At 70.8% G+C, this 26,482-nt stretch carries 22 protein-coding genes; 16 read left to right on the top strand and 6 right to left on the bottom strand.

Annotated elements, in window-relative coordinates; genetic code table 11:
• Positions 1-29: 29 nt before the first annotated feature.
• The 3 genes from AB0J90_RS33905 (at position 30) to AB0J90_RS33895 (ending at position 2,352) form a co-directional block, all read left to right on the top strand.
• The gene (locus AB0J90_RS33905; RefSeq protein ID WP_363603095.1) at positions 30-584 is read left to right on the top strand and encodes a 2'-5' RNA ligase family protein; all 555 of its coding nucleotides are present in this window, start codon (positions 30-32) and stop codon (positions 582-584) included.
• 89 nt (positions 585-673) lie between these two features.
• Complete coding sequence (locus AB0J90_RS33900; protein WP_363603093.1) at positions 674-1,564, top strand: YihY/virulence factor BrkB family protein; 891 nt, start codon at positions 674-676, stop codon at positions 1,562-1,564.
• A 347-nt stretch (positions 1,565-1,911) separates the two neighbouring features.
• Positions 1,912-2,352: a hypothetical protein gene (locus AB0J90_RS33895; RefSeq protein WP_363603091.1), complete on the top strand. Its 441-nt coding sequence runs from the start codon at positions 1,912-1,914 to the stop codon at positions 2,350-2,352.
• A gap of 95 nt (positions 2,353-2,447) precedes the next feature.
• On the opposite strand, the gene AB0J90_RS33890 is transcribed toward AB0J90_RS33895, so the two are convergent.
• The gene (locus tag AB0J90_RS33890) at positions 2,448-3,053 is read right to left on the bottom strand and encodes a TetR/AcrR family transcriptional regulator (protein WP_363603089.1); all 606 of its coding nucleotides are present in this window, start codon (positions 3,051-3,053) and stop codon (positions 2,448-2,450) included.
• 99 nt (positions 3,054-3,152) lie between these two features.
• Here AB0J90_RS33890 and AB0J90_RS33885 point away from each other — a divergent pair, with 99 nt between their 5' ends.
• The 8 genes from AB0J90_RS33885 to AB0J90_RS33850 all read left to right on the top strand — a co-directional run bounded on the left by AB0J90_RS33885 (position 3,153) and on the right by AB0J90_RS33850 (position 13,169).
• Positions 3,153-4,163, top strand: a complete 1,011-nt coding sequence (locus AB0J90_RS33885) for a hypothetical protein (RefSeq protein WP_363603087.1) — start codon at positions 3,153-3,155, stop codon at positions 4,161-4,163.
• A gap of 329 nt (positions 4,164-4,492) precedes the next feature.
• On the top strand, positions 4,493-5,557 hold the full coding sequence (locus tag AB0J90_RS33880) for a BMP family ABC transporter substrate-binding protein (protein WP_326563139.1): 1,065 nt from the start codon (positions 4,493-4,495) through the stop codon (positions 5,555-5,557).
• A gap of 289 nt (positions 5,558-5,846) precedes the next feature.
• Positions 5,847-7,403, top strand: a complete 1,557-nt coding sequence (locus tag AB0J90_RS33875) for an ABC transporter ATP-binding protein (RefSeq protein ID WP_363603111.1) — start codon at positions 5,847-5,849, stop codon at positions 7,401-7,403.
• A gap of 156 nt (positions 7,404-7,559) precedes the next feature.
• Positions 7,560-8,915, top strand: coding sequence for an ABC transporter permease (locus tag AB0J90_RS33870; RefSeq protein WP_363603085.1), 1,356 nt, complete (start codon positions 7,560-7,562; stop codon positions 8,913-8,915).
• 3 nt (positions 8,916-8,918) lie between these two features.
• Entirely contained in the window at positions 8,919-10,199 is a 1,281-nt protein-coding gene (locus tag AB0J90_RS33865; protein WP_363603083.1) for an ABC transporter permease, read from the top strand.
• A gap of 75 nt (positions 10,200-10,274) precedes the next feature.
• Positions 10,275-10,991, top strand: a complete 717-nt coding sequence (locus tag AB0J90_RS33860) for a cytidine deaminase (RefSeq protein WP_363603109.1) — start codon at positions 10,275-10,277, stop codon at positions 10,989-10,991.
• Positions 10,992-11,073: 82 nt separating this feature from the next.
• Positions 11,074-12,354 (top strand): thymidine phosphorylase, encoded by a 1,281-nt coding sequence (locus AB0J90_RS33855; RefSeq protein ID WP_363603082.1) that lies wholly within the window; start codon positions 11,074-11,076, stop codon positions 12,352-12,354.
• Between the two features lie 188 nt (positions 12,355-12,542).
• The gene (locus AB0J90_RS33850) at positions 12,543-13,169 is read left to right on the top strand and encodes a DUF4272 domain-containing protein (RefSeq protein ID WP_363603107.1); all 627 of its coding nucleotides are present in this window, start codon (positions 12,543-12,545) and stop codon (positions 13,167-13,169) included.
• A gap of 12 nt (positions 13,170-13,181) precedes the next feature.
• Here AB0J90_RS33850 and AB0J90_RS33845 read toward each other — a convergent pair whose 3' ends face one another.
• The gene (locus AB0J90_RS33845; protein ID WP_363603105.1) at positions 13,182-14,057 is read right to left on the bottom strand and encodes a putative RNA methyltransferase; all 876 of its coding nucleotides are present in this window, start codon (positions 14,055-14,057) and stop codon (positions 13,182-13,184) included.
• A gap of 118 nt (positions 14,058-14,175) precedes the next feature.
• On the opposite strand from AB0J90_RS33845, the gene AB0J90_RS33840 reads away from it, so the two are divergent.
• Positions 14,176-15,252 carry an adenosine deaminase gene (locus AB0J90_RS33840; RefSeq protein WP_363603080.1) on the top strand — a complete coding sequence of 359 codons (1,077 nt, stop codon included), beginning with the start codon at positions 14,176-14,178 and terminating at the stop codon, positions 15,250-15,252.
• 12 nt (positions 15,253-15,264) lie between these two features.
• Here the strand turns inward: AB0J90_RS33840 and AB0J90_RS33835 are convergent, their stop codons facing one another.
• Complete coding sequence (locus AB0J90_RS33835) at positions 15,265-15,531, bottom strand: hypothetical protein (protein ID WP_363603078.1); 267 nt, start codon at positions 15,529-15,531, stop codon at positions 15,265-15,267.
• 616 nt (positions 15,532-16,147) lie between these two features.
• Here AB0J90_RS33835 and AB0J90_RS33830 point away from each other — a divergent pair.
• From AB0J90_RS33830 to AB0J90_RS33815, 4 genes are all read left to right on the top strand, one after another.
• The gene (locus AB0J90_RS33830; RefSeq protein WP_363603076.1) at positions 16,148-19,570 is read left to right on the top strand and encodes a nitrate- and nitrite sensing domain-containing protein; all 3,423 of its coding nucleotides are present in this window, start codon (positions 16,148-16,150) and stop codon (positions 19,568-19,570) included.
• Positions 19,567-19,971, top strand: a complete 405-nt coding sequence (locus AB0J90_RS33825) for a roadblock/LC7 domain-containing protein (RefSeq protein WP_121157211.1) — start codon at positions 19,567-19,569, stop codon at positions 19,969-19,971. The genes AB0J90_RS33830 and AB0J90_RS33825 overlap by 4 nt, the downstream gene beginning before the upstream one ends.
• Before the next feature lie 108 nt (positions 19,972-20,079).
• Entirely contained in the window at positions 20,080-20,457 is a 378-nt protein-coding gene (locus AB0J90_RS33820; RefSeq protein WP_326563143.1) for a DUF742 domain-containing protein, read from the top strand.
• A gap of 1 nt (position 20,458) precedes the next feature.
• Positions 20,459-21,046 (top strand): ATP/GTP-binding protein, encoded by a 588-nt coding sequence (locus AB0J90_RS33815; protein WP_326563144.1) that lies wholly within the window; start codon positions 20,459-20,461, stop codon positions 21,044-21,046.
• A 256-nt stretch (positions 21,047-21,302) separates the two neighbouring features.
• On the opposite strand, the gene AB0J90_RS33810 is transcribed toward AB0J90_RS33815, so the two are convergent.
• The 3 genes from AB0J90_RS33810 to AB0J90_RS33800 all read right to left on the bottom strand — a co-directional run bounded on the left by AB0J90_RS33810 (position 21,303) and on the right by AB0J90_RS33800 (position 26,351).
• Positions 21,303-22,523: an ABC transporter substrate-binding protein gene (locus AB0J90_RS33810; RefSeq protein ID WP_363603074.1), complete on the bottom strand. Its 1,221-nt coding sequence runs from the start codon at positions 22,521-22,523 to the stop codon at positions 21,303-21,305.
• Between the two features lie 149 nt (positions 22,524-22,672).
• Positions 22,673-25,318 (bottom strand): transposase, encoded by a 2,646-nt coding sequence (locus AB0J90_RS33805; RefSeq protein WP_363603072.1) that lies wholly within the window; start codon positions 25,316-25,318, stop codon positions 22,673-22,675.
• Between the two features lie 40 nt (positions 25,319-25,358).
• Positions 25,359-26,351, bottom strand: a complete 993-nt coding sequence (locus tag AB0J90_RS33800) for a DNA primase (RefSeq protein WP_363603070.1) — start codon at positions 26,349-26,351, stop codon at positions 25,359-25,361.
• Between the last annotated feature and the right edge of the window lie 131 nt (positions 26,352-26,482).

Raw genomic sequence — 26,482 nt, 5'->3', positions numbered from 1 at the left:
GTCTCGCCGGCCGGTGGGCAGAGCGGAGCGTGATTCGGACGGACGGGTCGCAGCAGACCGGGGTCGCCTCGACCCGGATCGGGGTCGCGGTGGACATCCCGCAACCGTGGGGTGCCTTGCTCACCCGACGCCGGGCCGAGGCGGGTGACCCGCAGGCGGCGTACGTGCCGGCGCACCTGACCCTGCTCGGGCCGACCGAGATCCCGTTGGACTACCTGCCGGCGGTGGAGGCGCACCTGGACAAGGTGGCCGCCGACCATCAGCCGTACACCCTGCATCTGCGGGGAACCGGCACGTTCCGGCCGATCACCGAGGTCGTCTTCGTCGCGGTGGCGGCCGGGATCAGCGAGTGCGAACTGCTGGCCGAGGCGATCAACGGGGCGCCGGGGCTGGTCCGGGACACCCGTTTCCCGTACCACCCGCACGTCACGGTGGCGCACGACGTCGCCGCCGAGGCGTTGGACCGGGTGTACGAGGACCTGGCCGGCTTCTCCGCCCGGTTCGAGGTACGCAAGTTCACCCTCTTCTCGCACAGTGGTGCGGCGCGCTGGCAGCCGCGTCGGGACTACCTGCTGGGCGGCTGAGGCCCCGTGCGGACCCGCGCTGGGCGTACGGTCCGATCTCGTTGCGCGCCCGACGCGCCGAAAGCCGCCGGATCGGCGAGGATGACGGCGTGAACGTCCTGGATCGGGTGGTATCGCGCGCCGAGCGGCGGGTGCAGGCGTGGCGTGACCGCTCGCCGGTGTTCGACCACTTCTGCCGTGCGGTCGGCCGGTACGTCGAGGTGCTCGGCGGACGGCTCGCCGCGGGGATCGCGTACTACGGTTTCTTCGCCGTGTTCGCGCTCGGCCTGGTGGCGTACTGGATCTTCGGCACCATCCTGGGTGAGAGCGCCCAGGTCAGTTCCGGAGCGGAGCACTTCTTCCGGCAGAACCTGCCGTTCCTCGACCCGGAACAGATCCAGCAGGGTGCCCGTCGGGTCGGCATCATCGGCCTGGTCCTGTTGGTGATCACCGGGGTCGGCTGGGTGGAGGCGATCCGCTCGTCGCAGCGCCTGATCTACCGGCTCAACCAGCAGCCCGGTTACGTGGTGATCCGGCAACTGATCGACCTGGTGGTGGTGCTCGGTGTGTTCCTGCTGCTGGGCATCTCGGTCGGCGCGGTGGACACCCTGCAGTCGCTGTTCCGGATGGTGTTCGGTTCGCACTCGGTCCTGGTCTCGATCACCAGTTGGCTGCTGGCCGTAGTGATCAACATGGTGCTGGCCACGGCGCTGATGTTGGCGGTGCCGCGGCTGCGGATCACCCCGCGCCGGCTGTTCTCGCCGGTGCTGCTGGTCGCGCTGGGAGTGACCCTGCTGAACTCGGTCGGCCGCTACTACGTGATCCGGTTCGAGCGGAACCTGGCGTACACCGCGGTCGCCGGTACGGTCGGCCTGCTGGTCTACCTGTACCTGTTGAACCAGTTGCTGCTCTTCGGCGCGGCGCTGGCGGCGACCAGTCGCCGGGGGCGGGTGATCGACCTCGCGGCCGACGACCCGTTGCCGCCCGGTCCGCCCCGCTGAGCCGTCGGCGGTTCCTCCGCGCGGGCCGTCCTATCGCCGCACGCCTATACGCTGAGTGAGATTGTCGCAGCCTCTTGTAGCGAAGATCCACTTGGTGGCATGCTGTCCCGGTGTTCGCGATCATCTCGTGAGCTGGGCCGATGCCTGCCGTCGACCGGTTCGCGGGTGCGCGCACCCGATGGGCCCCCGGCGGTTGTCGCTGCTTGAGCTGAGGCGACCGCCGGGCTGATCTCCCGTCGGTTTCGCCCGGGGTGGGGTGTCGGTCCGCGAGAACGATCACTACCCCGAGTTAGGGCAATTCGGGCAAATACCCACGAGACGGTCAATCGGCCGCGATGATGATTCGCGTGGGCGCACTAGTGACGCTGGAACTGCCGGACGACTCGCCGATCCACGATCTGCCGTGGATCATCACGTTCGGCCCGTTGGGCGACGACGACGAGTGGGAGCCGGTGGTCTGCGGCCCGTACGAACGACCGCACGCGCTCGCCCTGGCCGAATCGGTGGTGGCCGACGAGGACCTGATGGCGGTGGTCGAACCGCTGCTGCCGCGACTGAGCGCGGACGAGATCCGCGGCGAGATCGCGGCCTCGCGGATCGCGGCCGAGGACGACGCGGTGCAGACCGAGGACGCCGACATCTACGGCGACTACGAGGACCTGCTCGACGACGAGCCCGGCCCGGAGACGGTGCAGCAGCACGCGGAGGCGCGACCGGCGCCGAGTCCGGAGGAACTGCGGGCGGGCATGGCCCGGATCGCCGACAAACTGGGCAACCTGAGCGGCTGACGGCATAACCCCAGTCGCCCGTCGGCGCGGGGCACAACGGACGACCAGGTTAGCGCCGGCATACCCGACCGGCGGCGGTTCGAACCCCGGGCGGGTCAGCCACGTGCCGGTGTCGCCGCCAGCAGCGCCCGTACGCCCGCGAGGTAGGTCTCCCGGTCCGGGCCGTCGGCCAGGATGCGCTGGAGGAAGTAGCCGGGGATCAGGCCGAACAGGGCCGCGCCCATGGCCTCGGAGTCGGTGTCGGACGGCAGTTCACCGGCGTCGCGGGCCCGCTCGGCGAGGGCCACGAAGTGGTTGCGGAACCCGGTGTACTTCTCGTCCACGAACTCGGCCAGCGCGGGGTCGCGCAGTGACTCGGCCCAGACCTGGATGGCGATGCGGAGCATGCCGTCCGGCCCGGTCTGCCCGTCGACGAAGATCAGTGCGCGGTCCATCGCGGCGACCAGGGGCAGTGGCGGGTCGTGCTTGGTGATCTCGACGAAGAGCTGGTCGGCACTGTTGATCACGGTCTCCGCGATCGAGGTGATGAGCTCGTTCTTGCTCTTGAAGTAGCGGTACACCGCACCGACCGAGAGTCCGGCCTCGCTGATCACGTCCTGCATGGACGTGTTGTGGAAGCCGTTGCGCAGGAAGCAGCGCCGGGCTGCGTCGAGGATCTGCTGGCGGCGGGCGGCGAGGTGTTCGTCGGAGACGCGAGGCATGCCACAAATAATAAAACGAGGGTTCGTTCTTGACGACTGATTCGAGTCGATGGCACGCTGAGGTTAAAGAGAACGAGCGCTCGTTTTAAGGAGAGGGAGATGGCTCAGCCAGACCGGCGGACCAGGTCACCGATCGTCGTCGCAGTCCTGCTCGCCGCCGTGGCGGTGGTCCTGCAGGCGCTGCTCGTACCCCTGTTCGCGGCACCGGCGGCGAACCTGGCGCCGCGCGACCTGCCGATCGCCGTCGCCGGGCCGGCGCCCGCCGCCGAGGCGTTCGCCGCCCGGCTCGCCGCCGCCCAGCCCGGCGCTTTCGACCTGCGTACGCTGCCCGACCCGGCGGCGGGCGACCGCGCGCTGCGCGACCGCGAGGTGTACGGCGTCTTCGTCCCCAGCCCGGACGGGTTGACCCTGCACACCGCCCCCGGTGCGAGTCCCACGGTGGCCACCCTGCTCACCGAGGTCGCCCGCGCTGGCGGCGCACCGGTAAAGGTGGTCGAGGTGGTGCCGGCCGACCCGGACGACCCACGCGGCACCGGCTTCGCGGCCGGCTTCCTGCCGCTCGCGCTGGTCAGCGTGCTGGCCGGGGCGCTGCTCGCCCTGCTCGCCGCCAATCGGCCTGCCCGGCTCGCCGGCCTGGTGGCGTACGGGGTGCTGGCCGGCCTGGCCGGTGCCGCCGTGCTCCAGGGCTGGCTCGGCGTGCTGCCCGGCGACTACCTGTCCGATGCCGCGACCATCGGGCTGTTCGCGCTGGCGACCGCTGCCATGGTGACCGGGCTCGGCGCACTGCTCGGCCGGGCCGGGATCGGGCTCGGCGCGTTCCTGCTCTTCCTGGTCGGCAACTCGCTCGGCGCGGTGGCCGCCGCACCCGAACTGCTGCCCCAGCCGTGGGGAGACCTCGGTCAGTGGCTCCCGGTCGGTGCCGGCGCCAACCTGCTTCGCTCGGCCGCCTTCTTCGACGGTGCCGGTGCCGGTGCACCGCTGTCGATCCTTGCCGGTTACGCCGTACTCGGGCTGTTACTGGCGGTGATCGGGCGGGCGGCGATCGCGATCACCGAAAGCGCCCCCGCCGACACGGAGAAGAACCGAATACTGTCGAATTCGGTAGCCTGAGGAATTGTTATTAACGCGGAACTTGGCCAAACGTTCCCGCTTAGTCACCCAGGGATACGGCTCTGAGCAGGGAAAACTCCCCTTAGTGTCCGTTTAGGTAGTTGTGGTCGTTCACGTACCAGCACTGAGAGTGATTTCGACCACGAGAGAGTTACGTGAGGGTAACAGCAACTCAACAGTCGGGCACGATTGTCGGCCGGTGGGTGGGCGCGGGCGTACGCTCCCGTCCTAACGTGGGACGCCGGGTGCAAGGTGCAGGCCGGCTTTTGGGCTGCCACCGCGAGTCGGTGTGCATGGGGAAGGAGACCGTCTTGCGCTCAGTGCGTGGGATGCGGATCGTTTCGGTATTCGCGGTTGGTGGGCTCGCGTTGGGCGTCGCCGCCTGCGGCGAGGCGCCGAGCGAGAGCGGTGGCACTGACGCCGCCGCCAAGAAGTACAACGCGTGCATGGTGACCGACGTTGGTGGCATCGACGACAAGTCGTTCAACACCTCCGCCTGGAAGGGCCTGCAGGAGGCCAAGGCGGCGGACAGCAACATCGACATCAAGTACGTCGCCTCGAAGGCCGAGGCCGACTACGAGCCCAACCTGACCCAGTACGTCAACCAGGACTGCGACTTCATCCTCGCGGTCGGCGGTTTGATGGGTGACGCCACCTCCAAGATCGCGAAGGCGAACCCGGACCAGCAGTTCGGCATCGTCGACGCGAAGCTCCCGGAGAGCAACGTCTACCCGATGCAGTTCGACACCGCGCAGGCCGCGTTCCTCGCCGGCTACGTCGCCGCGGGCATGAGCAAGACCGGCAAGGTGGGCACCTACGGCGGCATGAAGATCCCGCCGGTGACCATCTTCATGGACGGCTTCGCCGACGGTGTGGCCCAGTACAACAAGGTCAAGGGCAAGACGGTCCAGGTCCTCGGCTGGAACAAGGCCACCCAGGACGGGTCGTTCACCAACGACTTCGTCAAGCAGGACGAGGGCAAGAAGGTCAGCGACACCCTGGTCGCCCAGGGCGCGGACATCGTCATGCCGGTCGCCGGTGGCGCCGGTCAGGGCACCACCGCCGCCGCGCAGGCGTCCGGTGGCAAGTTCAACGCGATCTGGGTCGACGTCGACGGCTGCGAGAGCACGCCGAACTGCCCGGCCCTGGTCACCACCGTGGTCAAGAACATCCCGGACGTGGTCCGGGACGCCGTGACCAAGGCGGCCAAGGGCGAGAAGCTCGCGCACGACCCGGGCTTCACCGGCACGCTCGCCAACAACGGCGTCGAGCTGGCCCCGTACCACGACTTCGACAGCAAGGTTCCGGCCGAGCTGAAGGCCGAGGTCGACAAGCTGAAGGCGGACATCGCCGCCGGCACCATCACCGTCACCTCCCCGGCCCAGCCGAAGTGACGTCGAACCGGCCGCCGAGGGTGAGAACATCGCCTCCGGTGGCCGGTTCACCCCAGCAGCAACAGCCGGCCGCTCCGGCATTCGGGGTAGCACCCCGGACGCCGGAGCGGCCGTGTCGCGCCACGCCCGGCCGCACCCGGCCGGGACAGCCCCTGAGCGTACGTTCAGGCAGGCGCCGTACCATCCTCAGCCGTCGGCCGAACGGGTCGACACCGCTGACCCGTTCCCCCTCCCGCCCCGCCCCGGTGGCGGCTAGGCTGCACCATCGCCCGCACTCCAGGAGGTTGCGCTGAGACTCGAACTGCGCGGCATCACCAAGCGGTTCGGTGACCTGGTCGCCAACGACCACATCGATCTGACGGTTGAGCCCGGAGAGATCCACGCGCTTCTCGGAGAGAACGGCGCGGGCAAGTCCACTCTGATGAACGTGCTGTACGGCCTGATCCAGCCCGACGAGGGCGAGATCCTGGTCGACGGCGCCCCACTGCGGATCAAGGGGCCGGCGGACGCCATCGGCGCCGGGATCGGCATGGTGCACCAGCACTTCATGTTGGTGCCGGTCTTCACCGTCACCGAGAACGTCATGCTCGGCGCCGAGCAGGTACGCGGCGGCATCGCCGGCTTCCTCGACAAGCGGCGTGCCCGCAAGCTGGTCGCCGAGGTCTCCGCCCGCTACAACCTGCGGGTGGACCCGGACGCGGTGATCGAGGACCTGCCGGTCGGCGTGCAGCAGCGGGTCGAGATCGTCAAGGCGCTGACCCGTGACGTCGACCTGTTGATCCTGGACGAGCCGACCGCGGTGCTCACCCCGCAGGAGACCGACGAGTTGCTCGCGGTGATGCGGGCGCTCAAGGAGTCCGGCAAGTCGATCGTGTTCATCACGCACAAACTGAAGGAAGTCAAGGCGATCGCCGACCGGATCACGGTGATCCGGCGCGGCCGGACCGTCGGTACGGCGAGCCCGCAGGCCAGCGAGGACGAACTGGCCGCCCAGATGGTCGGCCGTACGGTCAACCTGCTGGTCGACAAGGGTCCGGCCGATCCGGGCGAACCGGTGCTGGAGATCGAAGGGCTGGTCGTCGACGACGAGCGCGCCTACCGGGCGGTGGACGGCGTCGACCTGACCGTGCGCGCCGGTGAGGTGCTCGGCATCGCCGGGGTGCAGGGCAACGGGCAGACCGAACTGGTCGAGGCGATCATGGGCCTGCGGCCGGTGCTGGCCGGCTCGGTGAGCCTGGTCGGCCAGCGGATCGACGGCTGGACCACCAAGAAGGTGCTCCGCGCCGGGGTCGGCTACGTGCCCGAGGACCGTAGCGTCGACGGGTTGGTCAAGGAGTTCAGCGTCGCCGAGAACCTGGTGCTGGACATCTACGACCAGCCGCCGTTCGGGGCCGGGCTGCGGCTACGGCCGGACGAGATCGCCCGGTCGGCGGCCGAGCGGATCGAGCAGTTCGACGTCCGTACGCCCAGCGCGGACGCGGCCGTCGGCACGCTCTCCGGCGGCAACCAGCAGAAGGTCATCGTGGCCCGGGAACTGTCCCGCCCACTGAAGCTCTTCGTCGCCGCGCAACCGACCCGCGGCGTCGACGTCGGCTCGATCGAGTTCATCCACCAGCGAATAGTGCGCGAGCGGGACATCGGCACCGCCGTATTGTTGATCTCCAGCGAGTTGGACGAGGTGATCGGCCTGGCCGACCGGATCGCGGTGATGTACCGCGGCCGGATTCTCGGCATCGTCGGCCCGGACACCCCCCGCGAGGAGATCGGGCTGCTGATGGCCGGGATCACCGACGAGTCGGCCACCCCGACTCCCGGCAGCACCCCTGCGGACGAGGAAACGGCATGAGCGAGCGGAGCGAGCGAATCATGGGGCTCAGCGCAATGGGGCCTCGTGACGGCGGCGAGCGAAGCGAGGCGTCGGCATGAGCGAGCGGAGCGAGCGAATCATGGGGCTCAGCGCAATGGGGCCTCGTGACGGCGGCGAGCGAAGCGAGGCGTCGGCATGAGCGAGTTGGCTGGTGGGGCGTCGCCGGACAAGGATCCGGCGGACCAGGCACGGGCCGCGCGGTCCGCGGCCGCGAACGCCGACCCGCCGAAGCCGGGTACGGGCGAAGAGCCCGCCACCCCGCCCGGCCGCGGTCCGGTCCTGCTGCGCAGCTTCCTGCAGAACCTCTGGGCGGCCAACACCGTCACCGTGACACTGCTGGCCATCGTGCTGGCGACGGTGATCGGCGCGATCCTGATCATCATTTCCGACCCGGACGTGCTGCACACCTACAGCTACATCACCGCCCGGCCGCAGGACGCGCTGAACTCCAGCTGGTCCGTGGTCAGCGAGGCGTACGCCAATCTGTTCAAGGGAGCGGTGTTCGACCCGGCGGCCGTACAGGGCTGGATCAACGGCACGAACGGCTGGGAACTGGTCTTCGCGCCGATCTCCGAGACGCTCACGTACACCGCGCCGCTGGTCTTCACCGGGCTGGCGGTGGCGCTGGCGTTCCGCGGCGGGCTGTTCAACATCGGCGCACAGGGCCAGGCCACACTGGGCGTGATCGTGGCCGCGCTGGCCGGCTTCCTGATTCCGCTGCCGCCGGTGATCCACCTGATCGTGGCGCTGGTCGCGGGTGCGCTCGGCGGGGCGATCTGGGGCTTCATCCCGGGCTTCCTGAAGGCACGTACCGGCGCACACGAGGTGATCAACACGATCATGCTCAACTACGTCGCCGTCTACCTGCTCTCCTGGGTGATCCTGCAGAAGGTCGTACACGACCCGAACCGGACCGACGCGATCAGCCGCCCGGTCGACTCGTCGGCCCAACTGCCCCGGCTGCTCGGCAGCGACCTGCGGGTGCACGCCGGCATCCTGCTCGCGGTGGTCGCCACCGGGGTTGTCGCCTGGCTGCTCAACCGGTCCACGTTCGGCTTCGAGTTGCGCGCGGTCGGGGCCAACCCGGACGCCGCCCGGACCGCCGGCATCAGCGTCACCAAGACGTACGTGCTGCTCATGGTGATCTCCGGGGCGCTGGCCGGGCTCGGTGGGGCGAACATGGTGGTCGGCTCCACGGCCAGCGCGCTCACCCCACTGGTGGTGGCACAGATCGGCTTCGACGGCATCCTGGTGGCGCTGCTCGGGCGGGTGAAGCCCTGGGGCGTGCTGCTCGCCGCGCTGCTGTTCGGCGCGTTGCAGGCCGGCGGTAACCGGATGCAGTCGTACGCCGGGATCTCGCTGGAGCTGGTGACCGTGCTGCAGGCACTGATCGTCATCTTCATCGCCGCACCCGCCCTGATTAAGGCGATCTTCCAGCTCCGCGCCGCGCGAGCCGCCAGATTGCAGACGAGCCTGGCGAAGGGCTGGTAGTCGATGTCCACGATGGCAGTGGGGGATGTCGCTCTGGCCCCCGTACACCAGGGGTTCTGGACCCGTAACCGGCGAATCGGCCTCGGGCTGCTCGCCTTCGGCCTGGCCGCGGCGATCGCCTTCGGGGCGCTCGCCACCGGCGAGCTGGCCCGGTTCACCCTCAGCGAGGACGCGGCTGGTGCCGCACTGGAGATCAACGGTACGGCCGGCGCCATCCTGTTCGGGCTGATCGCCGCGGCGGCCGGCGGCGGACTGCTCTTCGGCGTGCCGAAGCGCTGGTTCACGCTGCTGCTCGGCATCGGCGTGGTCGGCTTCGTCCTCTCCTTCCTCTGCTGGCAGGTCTCGGCCGCACCCGCGGGGCAGAACTTCATGCCCCTGGTCAACATCGTCCGGAACACCTTCCTGCTGGCCCTGCCGCTGATCTTCGGCGCGCTGGCCGGGGTGCTCTGCGAACGCTCCGGCGTGGTGAACGTGGCGATCGAGGGCCAGTTGCTGATGGGCGCCTTCGCCGGTGCCCTCTTCGGGTCGCTCACCGGCAGCGTCTGGGTCGGGCTGGTCGCGGCGGCCATCGGCGGCGCGTTCATCTCGCTGCTGCTCGCCGTCTTCGCCATCCGCTACCTGGTCGACCAGGTGGTCATGGGGATCGTGTTGAACCTGCTCGCGGTCGGCCTGACCGGGTTCCTCTACGAGCGGCTGATGCAGACCGACGCGGCCACGTACAACCAGCCGCCGCACTTCGGCAACTGGTCGATCCCGCTGTTGTCGGAGATCCCGGTGATCGGGCCGGCGATCTTCGAGAGCAACATCTTCCTGTACCTGGCGCTGGTCCTGGTACTGGTGATCCACTTCGGCCTGTTCCGGACCCGCTGGGGGCTGCGTACCCGCTCGGTGGGCGAACACCCGACCGCCGCCGACACCCTCGGCGTACGGGTGCTCCGGCTGCGCTACCGCAACGTGCTGCTCGCCGGTGCGGTAGCCGGGATCGGGGGCGCCTCGTACACGCTGGCGCTCTACACCTTCAGCAAGAACATGATCGGCGGTAAGGGCTTCATCGCCCTGGCCGCGCTGATCTTCGGCCGGTGGAGCCCGACCGGGGCTCTGCTCGCCGCGCTCTTCTTCGGCTTCGCAGACCAGCTCGGCACGTACCTGAGCGCGATCAACAGCGTCATCCCCAGCGACTTCCTGGCGATGCTGCCGTACCTCGCCACCATCCTGGCCGTCGCCGGGCTGGTCGGCCGGGTCCGTGCACCGGCCGCGGACGGCAAGCCCTACATCAAGGGCTGAGCGGACACGCGCAAGCGCGCAGCGCCGGCCGGTTGGCGGGTCTGACCAGCGGCGGGGCAGGATGGGGACGTGACTATGGAGATCGACTGGGTGCAGCTACGGGCCGCCGCGACCGAGGCCATGCGGCACGCGTACGCCCGGTATTCGAACTTCCCGGTCGGCGCGGCCGGGCTGGTCGACGACGGCCGGGTGGTGGTCGGCTGCAACGTGGAGAACGCCGCGTACGGCGTGACGCTCTGCGCCGAGTGCGGGGTGATCTCCGCGCTGCACGTCACCGGTGGCGGCCGGCTGGTCGCCCTCTCCTGCGTCGACGCCACCGGCGAGCCACTGATGCCCTGCGGCCGGTGCCGGCAACTGCTCTGGGAACACGGCGGACCGGAATGCCTTGTCGAGGCGTACCCCCGGCCGCTGCGGATGGACGAACTGCTGCCGCACGCGTTCGACGTGGCGGACCTCGAAGCGGTCGTCGCGCCGCCGGTGCTGCCGACCGTGCCGGAACGCCTCGCCGCCTGGCGGGGTCGGGGCACCGTCTTCGTCCACCCGGACGTCTCCGGCGGCCAGCAGGTCTGGACCGGCTACTGGGAGCGGTCCGCGGGTGACGACGGTGACGAACCCACCGGGGTGCTGGAGGAGGCACCGAGCTGGGACGACCCGGACGACGCGGTCGCCTGGGGTCACGCCCGTACGCCCCGGGTGGTGGTGGTCGACGCGGCCGGCACCCTCTACTGGGCCGGCGAGGGCGAACCGCCGATGGAGATCCCCGTCCGCTGGCCCGGCTCCGACACCGACTGACCCGGCAACTCAAGTGGTGCGCGCCGGACCGAACCCGGCGTGGCCAGATCCGATCTCTCTCACAAGGCAGGGTGGAAGGCTCATGAGCACGTTCAGTGCGGTCGAGGTGATCCGGACCAAGCGGGACGGCGGGGTGCTCAGCGACGGGCAGATCGACTGGGTGGTCGACGCGTACACCCGGGGGCTGGTCGCGGACGAGCAGATGTCGGCGCTCGCCATGGCCATCCTGCTGCGCGGCATGACACCCGCGGAGATCGCCCGGTGGACCGCCGCGATGATCGCGAGCGGGGAGCGGCTCGACCTGTCCGGCGTACGCCGCCCGACCGTGGACAAGCACTCGACCGGCGGCGTCGGTGACAAGATCACGCTGCCGTTGACGCCGCTCGTCGCCGCCTGCGGCGCAGCCGTACCGCAGCTTTCCGGTCGGGGCCTCGGCCACACCGGCGGCACCCTGGACAAGCTGGAGTCGATCCCCGGCTGGCGGGCCGCGCTGAGCAACGACGAGTTCATCGACCAGCTCGCCTCCACCGGTGCGGTCATCTGCGCGGCCGGCGACCACCTGGCCCCGGCCGACCGCAAGCTGTACGCGCTGCGCGACGTCACCGGCACGGTCGAGGCGATCCCGCTGATCGCCAGCTCGATCATGAGCAAGAAGATCGCCGAGGGGACCGGTGCCCTGGTGCTCGACGTGAAGGTCGGCAGCGGCGCGTTCATGAAGTCCGTCGACGACGCCCGTGAACTCGCCCGCACCATGGTCGAACTCGGCACCGCGCACGGCGTACGCACCGTCGCCCTGCTCACCGAGATGTCCACCCCGCTGGGCCTGGCGGTCGGCAACGCCGTCGAGGTGACCGAATCGGTCGAGGTGCTGGCCGGTGGCGGACCCGCCGACGTGGTGGAGCTGACCCTCGCGCTCGCCCGGGAGATGCTCGACGCGGCCGGGCTGACCGACGTCGACCCCGAGCCGGCGCTGCGCGACGGTCGGGCGATGGACTCCTGGCGGGCCATGATCCGGGCGCAGGGCGGCGACCCGGACGCGCCCCTGCCGGTGGCGAACGAGACCGAGCTGGTCCGCGCCGACCAGGACGGGTACGTGTCGACAGTGGACGCGTACACCGTCGGGGTGGCCGCCTGGCAGCTCGGCGCCGGCCGGGCCCGCAAGGAAGACCCGGTCAGCGCAGGCGCGGGCGTACTGCTGCACAAGCGTCCCGGCGACCGGGTACGCGCCGGTGACGTGCTCTACGAACTGCGCGCCGACACGGCTTCCCGGATCCCCGCGGCACTCGCCACGGCCGCTGCCGCGGTCACCGTCACCGACGCCGCACCGGTACGGCCGCCACTGGTCATCGAGCGGATCGGCTGACCGGTGAGCCGTTCGGCCAGCCCGCCCGGTACGACCGGCGGGGCGGCATGGTGTAGGCGCCCCCGAGCCGCTATTCTCGCTGGCCAGGGGGACCATCCGGCGCTGAGCCGCTGAAGACTTGCAGGGACGAAGCTGTGACCGTACCCGCTCCCGACCCCCGGGCCGTGCGAACGGCCAACCTCGACGAGATGAGCCGCCTCGGGCTGCCGCTGCCGCCCGCCCAGTTCCCGCTCGTCTGGGAACCGGGCGACGAGGTGGAACTGCGCCCGACGGCCGAGATCGAGGCCCGGCTGGCGGTCCTGCAGGTCGTCATGGCCCGCTGCTTCGGCATGCCGGCGGAGGCCGGGATGAGCTGGCTGCTCGGCTCGCGTCTGGTCGAGACCGTCACCCCGCCGGAGTGGCAGTTCGTGATGGGCGGCCGGGGCGACCACCGCTCGTTCGTACTGCACCACGACGCGGTCTTCGCCCTCGCCTGGGTGCTCGGGCTGACCAAGCACCTCGACCCGTCGGAGCCGACCGACGAGCGGCTGATGGACATGCTGCCGAACCTGGTGGCGGGGGAGACCTTCACCCAGTGGCGCTCGCGCACCCTGGTCGCGCCCAGGGACGCGGTCGAGGTCGCCGCCCTGCTCGACTTCTACTACTGCCTCGACTGGGGGCACCTGGAACTGGAGCGGCTCGGCGGCACACATCCGAGCCTGATCGACGCGAACGCGATCGGTCAGCGCCGGTGGGCGCTGGAGTGGGCGGTCATCCTGCGCGGGCCGTACCACGACCCGCCGGCCGGCTGGGAGGAAGTCGACCTGTCGACCTGACCGCGCCCGGCCTCAGCGCGGCCGGTAGTGGCCGAGTTCGACGCTGGCGGTGACCGTCACCGGCTCCGGCAGCGCCTCGATCCGGGCGGCGAGCCGGGCCCCGTCGACGTGCCAGGCGCTCGGCCCCATGCCCACCAGGGTGGCCACCTCACGCCGGTGCAGCCGCATCGGGTGGGTGTGCCGGCTCCGGTGCACCAGGTCGAACTCGCCGGCCAGGCTGCCCGCGACCCGGTCGGACTTGGTCGGGTCGACCCGCAGCAGGTCGAGCCGGTCGACCAGCTCGGCGAGGTGGTCGTTCGCCGGGGTGACCACGAGCAGGGCACCATCGGGCCGGAGCACCCGGCGGAACTCCGGCCCGTTGCGCGGGGCGAAGACGTTGAGCAGCAGCGCGGTCGACGCGTCGGCCAGGGGTAGGCCGGCCCAGGTGTCACAGAGCGCGGCCGCCGCGCGGGGATGGGCGCGGGCGGCCCGGCGCAGCGCCGGCTTGGAGACGTCCAGGGCCAGCCCGACCGTGTCCGGGACCGCGTCGAGCACCGCGGCCAGGTGCCACCCGGTCCCGGCCCCGGCGTCGACGACCAGACCCGGGTACGCGCCATCGGTGCTCCCGGTCGGAGCCCCGGTGCGGGTGGTCGAGCCCATGGTGGTGGCGGCCGCCTCGGCCAGGGCAGCGGAGATCATGTCGTAGTGGCCCGCGCCGAGGAACTCCACCCGCGCGTCGACCATCTCCGGGCTGTCCCCGGTGTGCGGTGCGCGGCCGGCCAGCAGGTTCACGTACCCCTGGCGGGCCAGGTCGAAGCTGTGCCCACGCGGACAGCGCAGCGCCCGCGCGGTCCCCGTGTCGACCGCGGTGAGCGGCCGACCGCAGAGCGGGCAGCGCAGGAACCGCAACGGATCGGGACTCACTCCCGCCAGCCTAGGCGGTGCCCGATCGGCGGTCGCCGACCCCCGTGACGCGCCGACCCCCGGTCCCCGGCACCGCCGGCCGGCGGAGCACTAGGGTCTTGTCATGGTGGCAATCGCATACGAAGACATCGTCAAGGCACCCAAGGCGCTCCTGCACGACCACCTGGACGGCGGGCTGCGGCCGGCGACCATCATCGAGCTGGCCGACACGATCGGGCACCCGCTGCCCAGCACCGATCCGACCGAGCTGGGCTTGTGGTTCGTCACCGCCGCCGACTCCGGGTCGCTGGAGCGGTACCTGGAGACGTTCGCGCACACCGTCGCCGTGATGCAGACCGCCGACGCGCTGCGCCGGGTCGCCGCCGAGTGCGCGCTGGACCTGGCCGCCGACGGCGTCGTCTACGCCGAGATCCGGTTCGCCCCGGAGCAGCACCTGGAGCAGGGCCTGAGCCTGGACGAGGTGGTCGAGGCGACGGTTGCCGGCTTCGCCGAGGGCACCGAGGCCGCGGCGGCGGCCGGCCACAGCATCCGGATCGGCACCCTGCTCACCGCCATGCGGCACGCCGCCCGGTCGCAGGAGATCGCCGAGCTGGCGGTCCGCTTCCGGGACAGTGGCGTGGTGGGCTTCGACATCGCCGGCGCCGAGGCGGGCTTCCCGCCCACCCGGCACCTGGACGCCTTCGAGTACCTCCAGCGGGAGAACTTCCACTTCACCATCCACGCGGGTGAGGCGTTCGGGCTGCCGTCGATCTGGCAGGCGATCCAGTGGTGCGGCGCCGACCGGCTCGGGCACGGCGTACGGATCGTCGACGACATCACCGCGGGCACCGAACCGGTGCTCGGCCGGCTCGCCGCGTACGTGCGGGACAAGCGCATCCCGCTGGAACTCTGCCCGTCGTCGAACGTACAGACCGGTGCGGTGCGGTCCATCGCGGAGCACCCTATCGGGCTGCTGCGGGATCTGCGCTTCCGGGCCACCGTCAACACCGACAACCGGTTGATGAGCGGCACCTCGATGTCGCGGGAGATGCTGCTGCTGGCGGAGGCGTTCGGATATGGCTGGGCCGAGCTGCAGTGGTTCACGATCAATGCGATGAAGAGCGCGTTCATCCCGTTCGACGAGCGATTGGCGATCATCAACGAGGTGATCAAACCGGCGTACGCCAAGCTGCTTGCCTGATCCGCTACGGCGTCACCCCGTACGGCCGGTGTTGCCGACCGCGGCGCCGCTGCCGACCGCGCTCCCGCCGTCGGTGGCAGTGCTGTCGCTGGTGGCCGTGCTGTTGCCGGTCGCGGCGTGGTGCAGGGCAGCCACCCGTCGGACGACCTGACCGCCGCGCGCCGGCTGACAGCCGAGACCGGTCTGCCGGCGCAGCACCGCGGGCTCGGTACGGGCGAGCGCGATTCCCCGACGAACCAGCAGCCCCGGTGCCTTACGCCGTTCGCTGAGGTCACGCACCAGCCGACGAAAGAACGTCGCGCCGCGCGGGCGCCGCAACGTGTACGCTCCGGCGAGCAACCCGAGTCGACGGCATTCGGGTACTATCTCGGCAGCAAAAATCCCTTCGGCGATAAAGAGTGGCGATCCGGCTAGATCGAATGTCCGACTGTCCACCCGCCGGTCCGCGCCGATCGCGTAAACCGGCACTTCGGCACTGCCGTTCCGGACCAGCGCGGCAATCGCCGCCACGGCCCCGGAGGAGTCCCAGGCCTGTGGTGACTCCCAGTCCACAAGACCGGTCCGACGCGGCAGCGTAGGGTCGTCACCGTCCTTGTAGAAATCGTCGAGGGAGAGCACGGGAAGCCCGGTGCGACGGGCGATGTACGACTTTCCGGAGCCCGAAGGTCCAGCGAGCAGCACCACTCCGACAGAGGATCTCATTACTTTGAGTTACTCCCAGCAGACGGATTGCTAGCAAATTGCATGAACATCCCATCACACGGTCCGCGACGGACAACCTGGGCTTTCTCTTTGACTTGTGTCGTGATGGAATCTCGGAGGTCCGACCCGCCCGGGTCGGTCGATGGGCGGTGCCCGCTGCAACGCGCGGGCGCCGAAAAGGGAGGGCGGTGACGTGAGCAAGCGGCCGAACACGGCGAACTCTTTCCTGTCGCGTCTCCGCCGGCCAATGGGCCGGCTCCGTGACATGCCGATCTGGTCCAAGCTCGGCATCATCATGATCGTGCCGACGCTCGCCACCATCGTGGTCGGCACGACCGGGCTCATCGACCACCTGCAGACCTACAACAACGCGGAACGGGCACGCACCCTAGCCAACCTGGCCCAGACCTCCGGTGCACTGGTCGACGGCCTGCAGGACGAGCGGGCCGCCGCCGTACTGCTGCTCGGCGCGCCGAACCAGGACGCGAAGACGAAGTACCAGGACGCCTTCACCAAGGTGCACCCCCGGGTCGACGACGCCAAGGGCCCCTACTCCGAGCAGCGCGGCGAGCTCGACGACCTGCCGGCCAACTTCAACGGCCTGCTCAACCGGATCGACCGGAGCCTGGCCGACCTGCCGGGCACCCGCAGCCAGGTGGTCAACGCCAAGCTGAAGCTCACCGACGCCTCGCAGTCGTACGAGGGCCTGATCAGCGACCTGCTCGACATCCGCGACTCGGCCTCCCAGCTTGCCGGCGACAGCGCGCTGAGCGAGCGGATGCGGGCCGCCACCGCGACCTCCCGGGCCAAGGAGTTCCTCTCCGTGCGCCGGGTCGTGGTGCACCGGGCCCTGATCCAGAACGAGCTGACCCCGGTACTGCGCACCGACTACATCGCCACCGAGACCGGACAGCAGCAGGCGCTGCAGTCCTTCCAGTCGGTCGCCACCCGGTCCGAGGCGGAGTTCTACGAGCAGACGGTGGCCGGTTCCGACCAGCGCGAGGCGGACAACTACAGCGGTTACATCCGGGGCAAGACCAACGACGACATGTCGGACGCCCCCTTCGACGCGGACAAGTGGGACGCGGCGATGGTCGGCAACGCGAAGCTGATCCGTACGGTCGAGGCACGCCTCGACACCGACGCGGTCAACCGCGCGACGGAGATCCGCGACGACGTACGCCAGCAGGTCTTCGTCGAAACCACGCTGCTGCTCGCCACGCTGCTGTTGGCCATCCTGTTCGCCTGGATCGTGGCCCGCTCGATGGCCCGGTCGCTGCGCGAACTGCGCCACGGCGCGCTCTCGATCGCCCAGTACGGCCTGCCGCAGGCGGTCGCCCGGCTGCGTGACCCGGCGCTGTCGGCCCAGATGTCGCCGGTGCAGCTCGCCAACCAGATCGCCGAACCCCTGCCGGTACGCGGCAAGGACGAGTTCGGACAGGTGACCGAGGCCTTCAACGCGGTCCACCTCGAAGCCGTCCGGACCGCGGCGGAACAGGCCGCGCTCCGTTCCTCGGTCGCGACGATGTTCGTCAACCTGGCCCGTCGTTCGCAGATCCTGGTCGACCGGCTGATCGGTCACCTGGACCGGCTGGAGCGCGGTGAAGAGGACCCGGACCGGTTGGCCGAGCTGTTCCAGCTCGACCACCTCGCCACCCGGATGCGTCGTAACGACGAGAACCTGCTGGTGCTCGCCGGTGCGGACTCCACCCGTGTACAGCGGGAGCCGGCAGCCCTGATCGACGTGCTGCGGGCCGCGCAGTCCGAGGTCGAGCACTACACCCGGATCGAGTTCGGGGTGGTCGACCGCGACATCGAGGTCGCCGCGCACGCCGTCAACGACCTGGTCCACCTGGTCGCCGAGCTCTTCGACAACGCCACCGCCTTCTCGCCGCCCGACTCGCAGGTCATGGTCGAGGCCCGGCGGGTCGGCGACCGCGCGTCGCTCTACGTCGAGGACCGCGGCATCGGCATCACCGCCGACCAGCTCTACGAGCTCAACGAGCGACTCGCCACGCCACCCCAGGTGGACGTCGCGGTCTCCCGGATGATGGGTCTGGTCGTGGTCGCCCGACTGGCCGCCCGGCACGGAGTCAAGGTCGAACTGCGACCCGGCTCCGACCGGGGCACCGTCGCCGACGTCACCATGCCGACCTCGGTGCTGGTCCCGCGGGCACTGTCCGGTCGGGCTCAGCAGTCCGGTGGTTACACCACCCCGGCCCAGCAGCCGCCGACCCAGCGGCCGAACTTCGGCCCCCCGCTGGCCCTGGAGAGCAGCGCGATCCCGCCGGCACAGCGGACGCCGGAGCGCGACTTCGGTTCGGCGGGCCGCCCCTTCGAGCCGGCCGCGTTCAACGGTGGCGGGCTCGGCACCAGCGGATCCGGCCTCGGCAACGGTTCCGGTGTGGGCAGCAACGGTGGCGGGTTCGGTAACGGAGCCGCCCGCGGCAACGGTGCCGGGCGCGGAATGCCGGCCTGGTCCGACCTCACCGGCGCGAAGGCCGGCAGTGGCAGCGACGGGTTCAACCCGCGTCCGTCCAACGGGCACGGCGTCGACCCGCTGCCGCAGCGCCGGGTGACCGAGCCGGGCAGCGAAGGGGAACCGACCGGTACGCCGGCACCGAACATCCCCCGACAGCTCCCGGCCAACCCGGAAGCCCGACCGGCCAGCGCCGGACTGGCACCACCCGCCCTGCCGCCGGTGTCGGCCCCGCCGATTTCCGCTCCTCCGGTCTCCGCCCCGCCGGTGTCCGCGCCCCCGCAGCCGGCACAGCCCGCCGTACCCGCCGCGGGCGCCCCGCCGGCCTGGCCGCCGGTCAGTGCCGCCGACCGGGAGGTGCCCGCGCCCTCGGTGCCGGAGCGGCTGGCGGCAGCACTGGACATGACGGCCGAACTGCCCCGGGTCGTACGTCCCCCGGTCGAGCCACCGATCACGGTGCCCTCGGCGGCGGCGGTCGAAGCCCGGCCGAGGTTCGCCGACGAGACCATGGAACTGCCGATCTTCCGTGAGTTGGAGTCCGCCTGGTTCCGTACCCGGCGCACGGTCAACGACGAGACCAGTTCCGGCGACAGCGCCGCCCCGGCGGGCAACGGCCAGTACGTCACGGCCGACGCCGCCCGGAGCACGGCCCAGAACGGTTCCGTCAATGCTCCGGCCAGCCCGGCGATGGCAGCTCCCGCGGTTTCCGCCGCGGCGAGCCGCGCCACGGGTGCGGCGACGGAGACGACAGCGGGATCGGTCGGTTACGGCAACGGCGCCGGCCGGCCGGGAGGCTCGCCGGTGGGTGGCTGGCAGACGGCCGCCGACGACGGCTGGCGTGCCGCGTCAGCGGCTACCGACGTGCCGGTCGCCGAAACCACCCAGAAGGGTCTGCCCAAGCGGGTGCCGATGGCACAGTTGGTACCCGGCGGGGTAGAAAAGCCGAGCGTCTCGGTGCAGCGCCGGACACCGGAGGCGGTACGTGGCCTGCTGTCCGCGTACCACCGGGGTGTGCAGCGCGGTCGTACCTCGGAAGACCCGTCGACCAACCCGGAAGGGACTCCGGGAGGTCAGCAATCCCCGCAGGCCGGCTTAGGCCCCGCGGCCGGGAGCGGTCAGAAGGAGCATGAAGCATGACATCTACGCAGGATCTCGGTTGGCTGCTTGCCAACTTCGCCGACCGGGTGCCGGGCGTCGCGCACGCGATCGCCGTCTCCGCGGACGGTCTGCTCCTCGCGTCGTCACGGGACCTTCCGCGTGACCGGGCCGACCAGCTCGCCGCCATCGCGTCCGGACTGGTCAGCCTCACCCAGGGTGCGGCACGCTGTTTCGAGGGTGGCGCGGTTTTGCAAACCGTGGTCGAGATGGACAATGGCTTCCTGTTCCTCATGTCCATCTCGGACGGTTCCTCGTTCGCGGTGCTCGCCGCTCGCAACAGCGACGTGGGACAGGTCGGGTACGAAATGGCACTGCTCGTCGACCGGGTGGGAGACGCGCTCACGCCCGCGCCGCGCGCCGCGGCGGGGATGCTGGGCTAGGAGTGCCGCCGGTCGGCCACCCGGTCAACGGGTGCGACGGCAACGATAGAACGACGAGCTCCACGGGCTCGGGTCACGGACAGGACAAGAAGGGGGTGAACGGCGATGATGGCTGAACGCGACGAGCCGACTGGCGCGCTCGTCAGGCCATACGCCGTCACCCGTGGACGGACCCGGCCGAGGCTCAACATCGCCCTGGAGGCACTGGTCGAAACGACGGTGCGCGGCCGGTCCGCCGGTAACGGCAACGGCGGCCAGGGTCGGGAGCACCAATACATCGCCGCGCTGTGTGACGGTCAGCTGCAGTCGCTCGCGGAAATCGCGGCGCGGATGCAGCTACCGCTCGGAGTGGCCCGGGTCCTCATCGCTGACATGGCCGCCGAAGGCCTGGTCGCGGTGCATGAACCGACAATCCTGGACGACTCTAACGACGCGGTGGGCACTGAACTGCTGGAGAGGGTGCTGAGTGGACTTCGCAGGCTCTGACATGTCGCACCGCCCGATGCCCGGGCGCGTGACATCGGCGAAGATCGTCATCGCCGGTGGGTTTGGCGTCGGCAAGACGACGCTGGTCGGCTCGGTCTCGGAGATCACGCCGTTGACCACCGAGGCGATCATGACGTCCGCCGGCGTCGGCGTCGATGACACGCGACAGGTGCCGGGAAAGACGACCACCACGGTCGCCATGGACTTCGGTCGTATCTCGATCGACCGAGACCTGATCCTCTACCTGTTCGGTACCCCGGGCCAGACACGTTTCTGGTTCATGTGGGACGAACTGGTACGGGGCGCGATCGGGGCGGTGGTGCTGGTGGACACCCGTCGATTGGCCGACTGCTTCGCGGCGATCGACTTCTTCGAGCATCGGCGGCTGCCGTACCTGGTGGCCATCAACTGCTTCGACGGAATGCAGTACCACGACCCGCAGGACGTGCGGGACGCGCTCGCCATCTCGAGCGATGTCCCGGTGGTGGCTTGCGACGCGCGTAACCGCGAGTCGACCAAGCACGTGCTGATCTCGCTGGTGGAGTACGTACTCACCATGCGCAGGTCACGCGCTGTCGCGCCCGCCTGACGCAAGTTAGCGGATCAACCGCCCGGCTGGGACTTCGCTCCCGGCCGGGCGGTTGGCGTGCGTACGCGGCCTGGTGACGGGCACGGGTGCCACCTCCGACCGACCTGCGGGTCCCAGGCCGCAGCCGGGGCAGGCGCGCGAGGGCGCCGGCTGGGCGTGCGGGAAGCGCCGGCTGCGGCGACGGGAGGCTGGCGGTGCCGGGCCGATGGTGGGCGGCACCGGAGGCGGGGTCGAGCAAGGGCCCGTCCGGCAGGGATCAGGAGATCCGGGTCCACTCGCCGCGGCTGACCGTGAAGACACCGAGCGAGTCCGGCTCCATCCCGCCGTGGCGGATCGGGGCGAACGCGTACGAGCCGGCGATTCCCTCGGTCACCTGGCGAGCCAGGTAGACCCGGAGGCGACCGCGGTCGACGCTGTTCGCGAGCCGCGCGGCGGCCGTGATCAGGTGCACCGCGTCCGAGGCGTACGGGGCGAAACCGCTGAACGAGCCGTGCTCCTGGATGTAGCGGAAGACGAAATCCCGTCGGGCCAGGCCGGCGCTGGTGGTGTTGGTCAGCGACGAGCCGCTCAGCGCCATCGGATGGACGACGAAGGATCCCTCGACCGCCTTGGCGTTCTCGGCGGAAAGGGTCTCCTCGGCTACCGCACCGGCGTCGAAGAAGATCGGGCCCTCGAAGCCGGCGTTGCGCAGCGCCCGAGCGGCGGCACCGGAACTCGGCGCGGTGGCCCAGACCGTCACGCCGTCCGGCTTGCTGCTCACGATCCGTTCGGCGGCACTGCTGAAGTCGGCTCCGGTGGCGGGCAGGCGTACGGTCTTGTTCAGGTTCACGTCGACCGTGTCCAGCGCCCCTGGCATGACCCGTACGCCGGAGTTTCCGTGCAGCCCTGGTGCGGCCAGCAGGGCGACCTTCTTGAGCCGCTGCGAGCTGATCAGACGGGCTAGCTGGCGGGCGACGTCGGTGGCGTCGGGGGTGAGCTTGTAGACGAAGGTCCGCTGGGGCAGGGGCACCACGATCTCGTCCGCGGCGGCGAGGGAGATGAACGGGACCTGCGCCTCCTGAGCGACCGCGATCATCGACAGCGAGGTCTCGGCGAGAGTGCCGCCCACCAGGGCGTGTACGCCCTCGCGGTTGACCATGTCGGTCGCCTGCTCCGCCGCGGTCTTCGGGTTGCTGCCGTTGTCCTGCACCACCAGCCGGAGCTTGCGGCGGAGGTTCCCGACCGGTACGCCTTCTTCGTTCAGGGTATCGAGCGTGATCCGCAGGGCCCGTTCCTGCAGAACGCCCAGTGCCGCACCGGCGCCGGTCAGTTCCAGGCTGGCGCCGATGGCCAGGTCCTGGGGTCCTTTGCTACTGGGACCGCTCTGGTTGTCGTCTTCGTCGCCACGCCCGCAGGCCGCGACGAACAGGGTGGAGGCGCTGGCCACGAGCAGACCGCGACGGGTCAGGGCGGATGAACCGATCGCCGGTGTCGCCATCAGATGCCGCCTCTCACGCCGCCATGTTTCACCGGCGGCCTACAGTCCCGCCGGTATGTTGCCGAGCGGATAGTCCTGCCGTCAAATATTTATGGTGTGGCCAGTACCACTCGGTGGGACGTGGGCTCGGTCACGGAATCGACGGTCGGTCAGGAACGGTAGCCGGCGGACCGGTACTCGTACTCCCGATCGTCGTCGCGCTCGTTGTGGTCGCGGGTGAAGTCCCAGCCGCCTGCGGCCTCGCGTCCAGGACGACCGCCGACCGCGAAGCCGCCGATCTCCTGGCCCCTGCGCCAGCCACGGAAGTAGCCGGTGGTGTGTTCGGCGATCCGCGCCGCGTCGCGCACGATACGCAGCGGGCGCTCGTCTCGCAGCGGTGAGCCGGGGACCAGGTTCGCCTGGGGGACCCGCTTGGGCAGGCCGGCCCGCGTCTCGTCGCCGACCTGCGGGCGGGCGGCCTGTTCCGCTGCCCGCCAACCGGTGTCGGCGGTCGAGGCCCACTCCACCTGGGCGTCGTCCTCCGGATGTCCGGTGAACCAGGCCGAGCGCGCGGCCGCGAAGATCAGCAGGTCACCGTCGCCCTCGTCGGCAACCGGCGGAGCGCTGGGCTCGGCGGCACGGCGGGCCGACCGGGTGAGCCGGGTGTTGCGGTCAGGGTCCTCGGGCTCCACCAGGCGCAGTGGCGGGCCGTCCAGGCGCGGGTCGGCGGTCGGTCCGGCCGGGTCGCGCAGCGCGCGGTCGGCCAGCGGCGGTGGCTCGACGAGTCGCAGCATCGGTGGTTCCTGCGGCAGGTCGTCCGCGAGCCACGGGGGCGTCACCCGCCCGTCGCCCGGCCCGGCCGCCGCGGGCAGGTCGAGGCCGGCCGCCGTGCGCTTGTCGAACTGGTACGCGGGCTCGGCACTGGGCGCCAGGTCCCGCCCGGCCCGGTCGCGTTCACCGCGTTCGCGGTCGGCCCGGCCACGCTCGGCACGCTCGTTCCGCTCGCGGTCAGCGCGGTCACGTTCGGCGCGCTCGCTGCGTTCGCGGTCGGCCCGGTCACGTTCGGCGCGCTCGTTCCGTTCCCGGTCGGCCCGGTCACGGTCGAGCTGCCCCAGGTCGAGCTGGTCACGGTCGTCGCCGGGGCCGACCAGGGGCCAGTTGGCCCGGGAGCCGGGCGGCGCGCTGACGGCGTCCGGCCGGGGGGTGGGTACCGGCACGTTGAGGTCGGTGGCGCCGAAACCGGTCGAGGAGAGACCCGGCTCGCCCTTGGTCTTCGGTCGCGGCACGATCGGCGTCGGACGCTGACGCTCGCTCCGGGCGCTGTTGATCGCGGCCGTGGTGAGGGTGGCGCGGAACGGCTCGCCCGCGTCGACGGGCGGCACGCTGCTGCTGCGCTGCACCGGCACGATCGGCGTGATGCCCGGCGGCGGCGGGGGAGGCGCGGACACCGGCCGGTTGGCCGGCGAGTCTCGCCACTGCGCCGCAGCCGCCGGGGTCGCGGGTATCGGGGCCGGCAGGTCGCGTTGCGGCTGCGCCACCGGCGGCGGGAGCTGGCGACCGGGCAGGCTGGCCGCGGGGGCGAGCGGCTGCGGAGCGGTCGGCGGCGGGGTCAGCGGCGCGGGTGCGGTCGGAGGCGGCGACATCGGCTGCGGGGTGACCGGCATCCCGTTGCTGGGTGCCGGTTGGGGCCGGTTGCTGGGTGCCGGTTGGGGCCGGCTACGTCGACCGACCGCCGGCACCGGCTCGTGGTTCGCCGGCCGTATGCCGTGGTTGCCCGACCCCTGGTTGCCGGCGCCGTGGCTGCCGACGACCCCGTGGCTGCCGGTCCCGGTCCCGTGGGCGCCGGTGGTGGCGGCATCCGCCGCGGCGCGGCGGACGGTGCGGCGGCCGGCGAGCGGCGGGGGCGTGGTGACCCGTGCCGCCAGCGTCGCCACCAGCGCGTCACAGCCCGCATCGCAGGCCCGCACCGCGGCGACGGCCTGCCGGACCGCCTCGGCGACGGCCGAGGTGAGTGCCTTGTTGCTGACCGTGGCCCGGCGGGGCGTCTCGACGATCGCCACCTGGAGCGCGGTGATCGCCTCGGCGATCTCCTCCGGGTCGGCTATCCCGTCACCGGCGAGATGCGCGGTGACGGCGTCGGCGACCGAGGTGTCCCGGCCGCGCCCACCGGTGCCGGCGAGCATGCCCGGCTCGGGTAACGCGTCGAGCACCGCCAGCGGCACCGGATCAGCCGGATCCGGGTACGCCCGCAGCGCGGCCGGGTACAGCTCGCGGAGCACCTCACGCAACGTCGCAGCGGCCGAGTGGCGCCCACTGGCGAGCGCCGCGTGCGCCGCCAGTACGGGCTTGTAGCCGGCCAGGTCCCGGGGTGCGGGGAGGGTCATCGCGGAGAGCGCACCGGCCTGCAACGCACGAGCCAGTCCGACCGCCCGCCGTTGCGTCGGCGAGCCCTCCATCTCCTCCACCGACTCGTCGTCGGCGAACCGCTCGGCGAAGTCGTCGACCGAGTCGTCGTCGGCGATCGCGAGGGGTCGGCCGGCCGCGCTCAGCAGCGAGGTGACCAGGTGGTCGTCGCTGTCGGCGGCGATCGCCACACCGCTCATGCCGCTCGAACGTTCGACGAGCAGCGCGCCGAGCTGGGCGTAGCCAGCCGGGTCGTCACCGATCTCGCCGACGTGGAGCAGCCGGCCTGCGTCGTCCACCACAGCAGACGTCAGCATGGATCCGGCCGAAGCCGGTCCAGCGGACGGATCCGCTGAGGCCAGACCGCAGTACACCCGCACGAGCGCCACGGCGTCGTCCTCCTCCCGAGACACAGGTGGTGTGTGCCAAAGACTGATGCTCCCTGGTGAGGGGTCAGTCGCGCCAGTCCACCGCTGCAGAGATCTTGCCGATAATCGTGCGCCAACCCAAACTTGCGGTTTGTGCCCCGATTTTCTTCAGTCGGCGCCGCCCCATGAACGCGCCGAGGCCGCCGTTGGCCGTCGCGCGCAGCGCCTCGTCCAGGTCATCGAGGCTGGAGCCGGTCGAGAGCATATCCAGTACGGACGGCAGGCGCAGCGCGTACGAGAGGTCGCGGGCGATCTCTCCGGCCGAGATCAGCAGCGGCGGATCCCACGTGTCGTGGCCGCCGCGCAGGTTCTCCACGACCAGGTCGAGCTCGTAGGAGTCCTCGTCGAGCGCGACGATATCCGCTGGTTGGAGCCGTGCTACCAGGTCGTCCCAGGTGTCGAGCTGGGACATGTCGTGCGGTGCTCCGGACAGGACGAAGCTGACCAGTGCCTCGCGGCTCTTGAAGAGCAGCAGTTTGCCCCGGTGAGTGAGAAAGACCGCAACTTCTTCGGCTTCCTCATCGTCGTCGGCTTCGTCCGCTTCGTCTTCGTCGAACTCGTCGTCGGCGAGCAGCTCCTCGTCGTCGACCTCGTCGCCGTCGCGGGTGCGGCGGGGCCGTCCGGGCTTGTCGTCGTCCTCGAAGTCCTCGGCGAACTCCTCGTCGAGGAAGACGACCGTCTCCTCGTCCTCGACCCGACGGGCGCGGGCGTCGAAGGGGTCGACCTCCCGCTCACCGATCTCGGTCGGGGTCACCGTGTTCGACAGCCGGTAGGCCCGCAGGGTGAAGCCGCTGCCGGAGGGCAGTGCGATCTCCACCGGGTCGATCCGTACGTCTTCCCACAGTGCGCGGTTCGCGGGCTCGGTTACCTCGTTGTCGTCGAGGTCGGTGTCGGCCTCGACGGGGTCGGCTGCCGCGTCCGCTGTGCTGTCGGTCGCGGTGTCGGTGGTCCGGCTGCTCTCGTCGAACTCGGTGTCGGGTTCGTCGGCGTCGGGCCGGTGGGGCGACTGGCGGGCCACGCTGACCTCCGTGTGCACTCAAGGTTTGCGGCACCCGATCGGGGTGGAACTGTCGGGTGGGTGACTCTGCGCACATACCCTAGTGGGCGGCTCGACGGGGCGGGTGCCGGCACCCCGTTGGCGAACCCACC

This window comes from Micromonospora sp. NPDC049523, assembly GCF_040676775.1.
Classification (GTDB): domain Bacteria; phylum Actinomycetota; class Actinomycetes; order Mycobacteriales; family Micromonosporaceae; genus Micromonospora_G.
This window is presented reverse-complemented; position numbering and strand designations above follow the sequence as displayed.

What these genes read in the sequence shown, in the direction of transcription:
- AB0J90_RS33890 (WP_363603089.1), bottom strand. Translation starts at nt 3,053, where the DNA reads ATGCCTCGCGTCTCCGACGAACACCTCGCCGCCCGCCGCCAGCAGATC.
- AB0J90_RS33885 (WP_363603087.1), top strand. Translation starts at nt 3,153, where the DNA reads ATGGCTCAGCCAGACCGGCGGACCAGGTCACCGATCGTCGTCGCAGTC.
- AB0J90_RS33880 (WP_326563139.1), top strand. Translation starts at nt 4,493, where the DNA reads ATGCGGATCGTTTCGGTATTCGCGGTTGGTGGGCTCGCGTTGGGCGTC.
- AB0J90_RS33870 (WP_363603085.1), top strand. Translation starts at nt 7,560, where the DNA reads ATGAGCGAGTTGGCTGGTGGGGCGTCGCCGGACAAGGATCCGGCGGAC.
- AB0J90_RS33865 (WP_363603083.1), top strand. Translation starts at nt 8,919, where the DNA reads ATGTCCACGATGGCAGTGGGGGATGTCGCTCTGGCCCCCGTACACCAG.
- AB0J90_RS33860 (WP_363603109.1), top strand. Translation starts at nt 10,275, where the DNA reads ATGGAGATCGACTGGGTGCAGCTACGGGCCGCCGCGACCGAGGCCATG.
- AB0J90_RS33855 (WP_363603082.1), top strand. Translation starts at nt 11,074, where the DNA reads ATGAGCACGTTCAGTGCGGTCGAGGTGATCCGGACCAAGCGGGACGGC.
- AB0J90_RS33850 (WP_363603107.1), top strand. Translation starts at nt 12,543, where the DNA reads ATGAGCCGCCTCGGGCTGCCGCTGCCGCCCGCCCAGTTCCCGCTCGTC.
- AB0J90_RS33840 (WP_363603080.1), top strand. Translation starts at nt 14,176, where the DNA reads ATGGTGGCAATCGCATACGAAGACATCGTCAAGGCACCCAAGGCGCTC.
- AB0J90_RS33825 (WP_121157211.1), top strand. Translation starts at nt 19,567, where the DNA reads ATGACATCTACGCAGGATCTCGGTTGGCTGCTTGCCAACTTCGCCGAC.
- AB0J90_RS33820 (WP_326563143.1), top strand. Translation starts at nt 20,080, where the DNA reads ATGGCTGAACGCGACGAGCCGACTGGCGCGCTCGTCAGGCCATACGCC.
- AB0J90_RS33815 (WP_326563144.1), top strand. Translation starts at nt 20,459, where the DNA reads ATGTCGCACCGCCCGATGCCCGGGCGCGTGACATCGGCGAAGATCGTC.
- AB0J90_RS33810 (WP_363603074.1), bottom strand. Translation starts at nt 22,523, where the DNA reads ATGGCGACACCGGCGATCGGTTCATCCGCCCTGACCCGTCGCGGTCTG.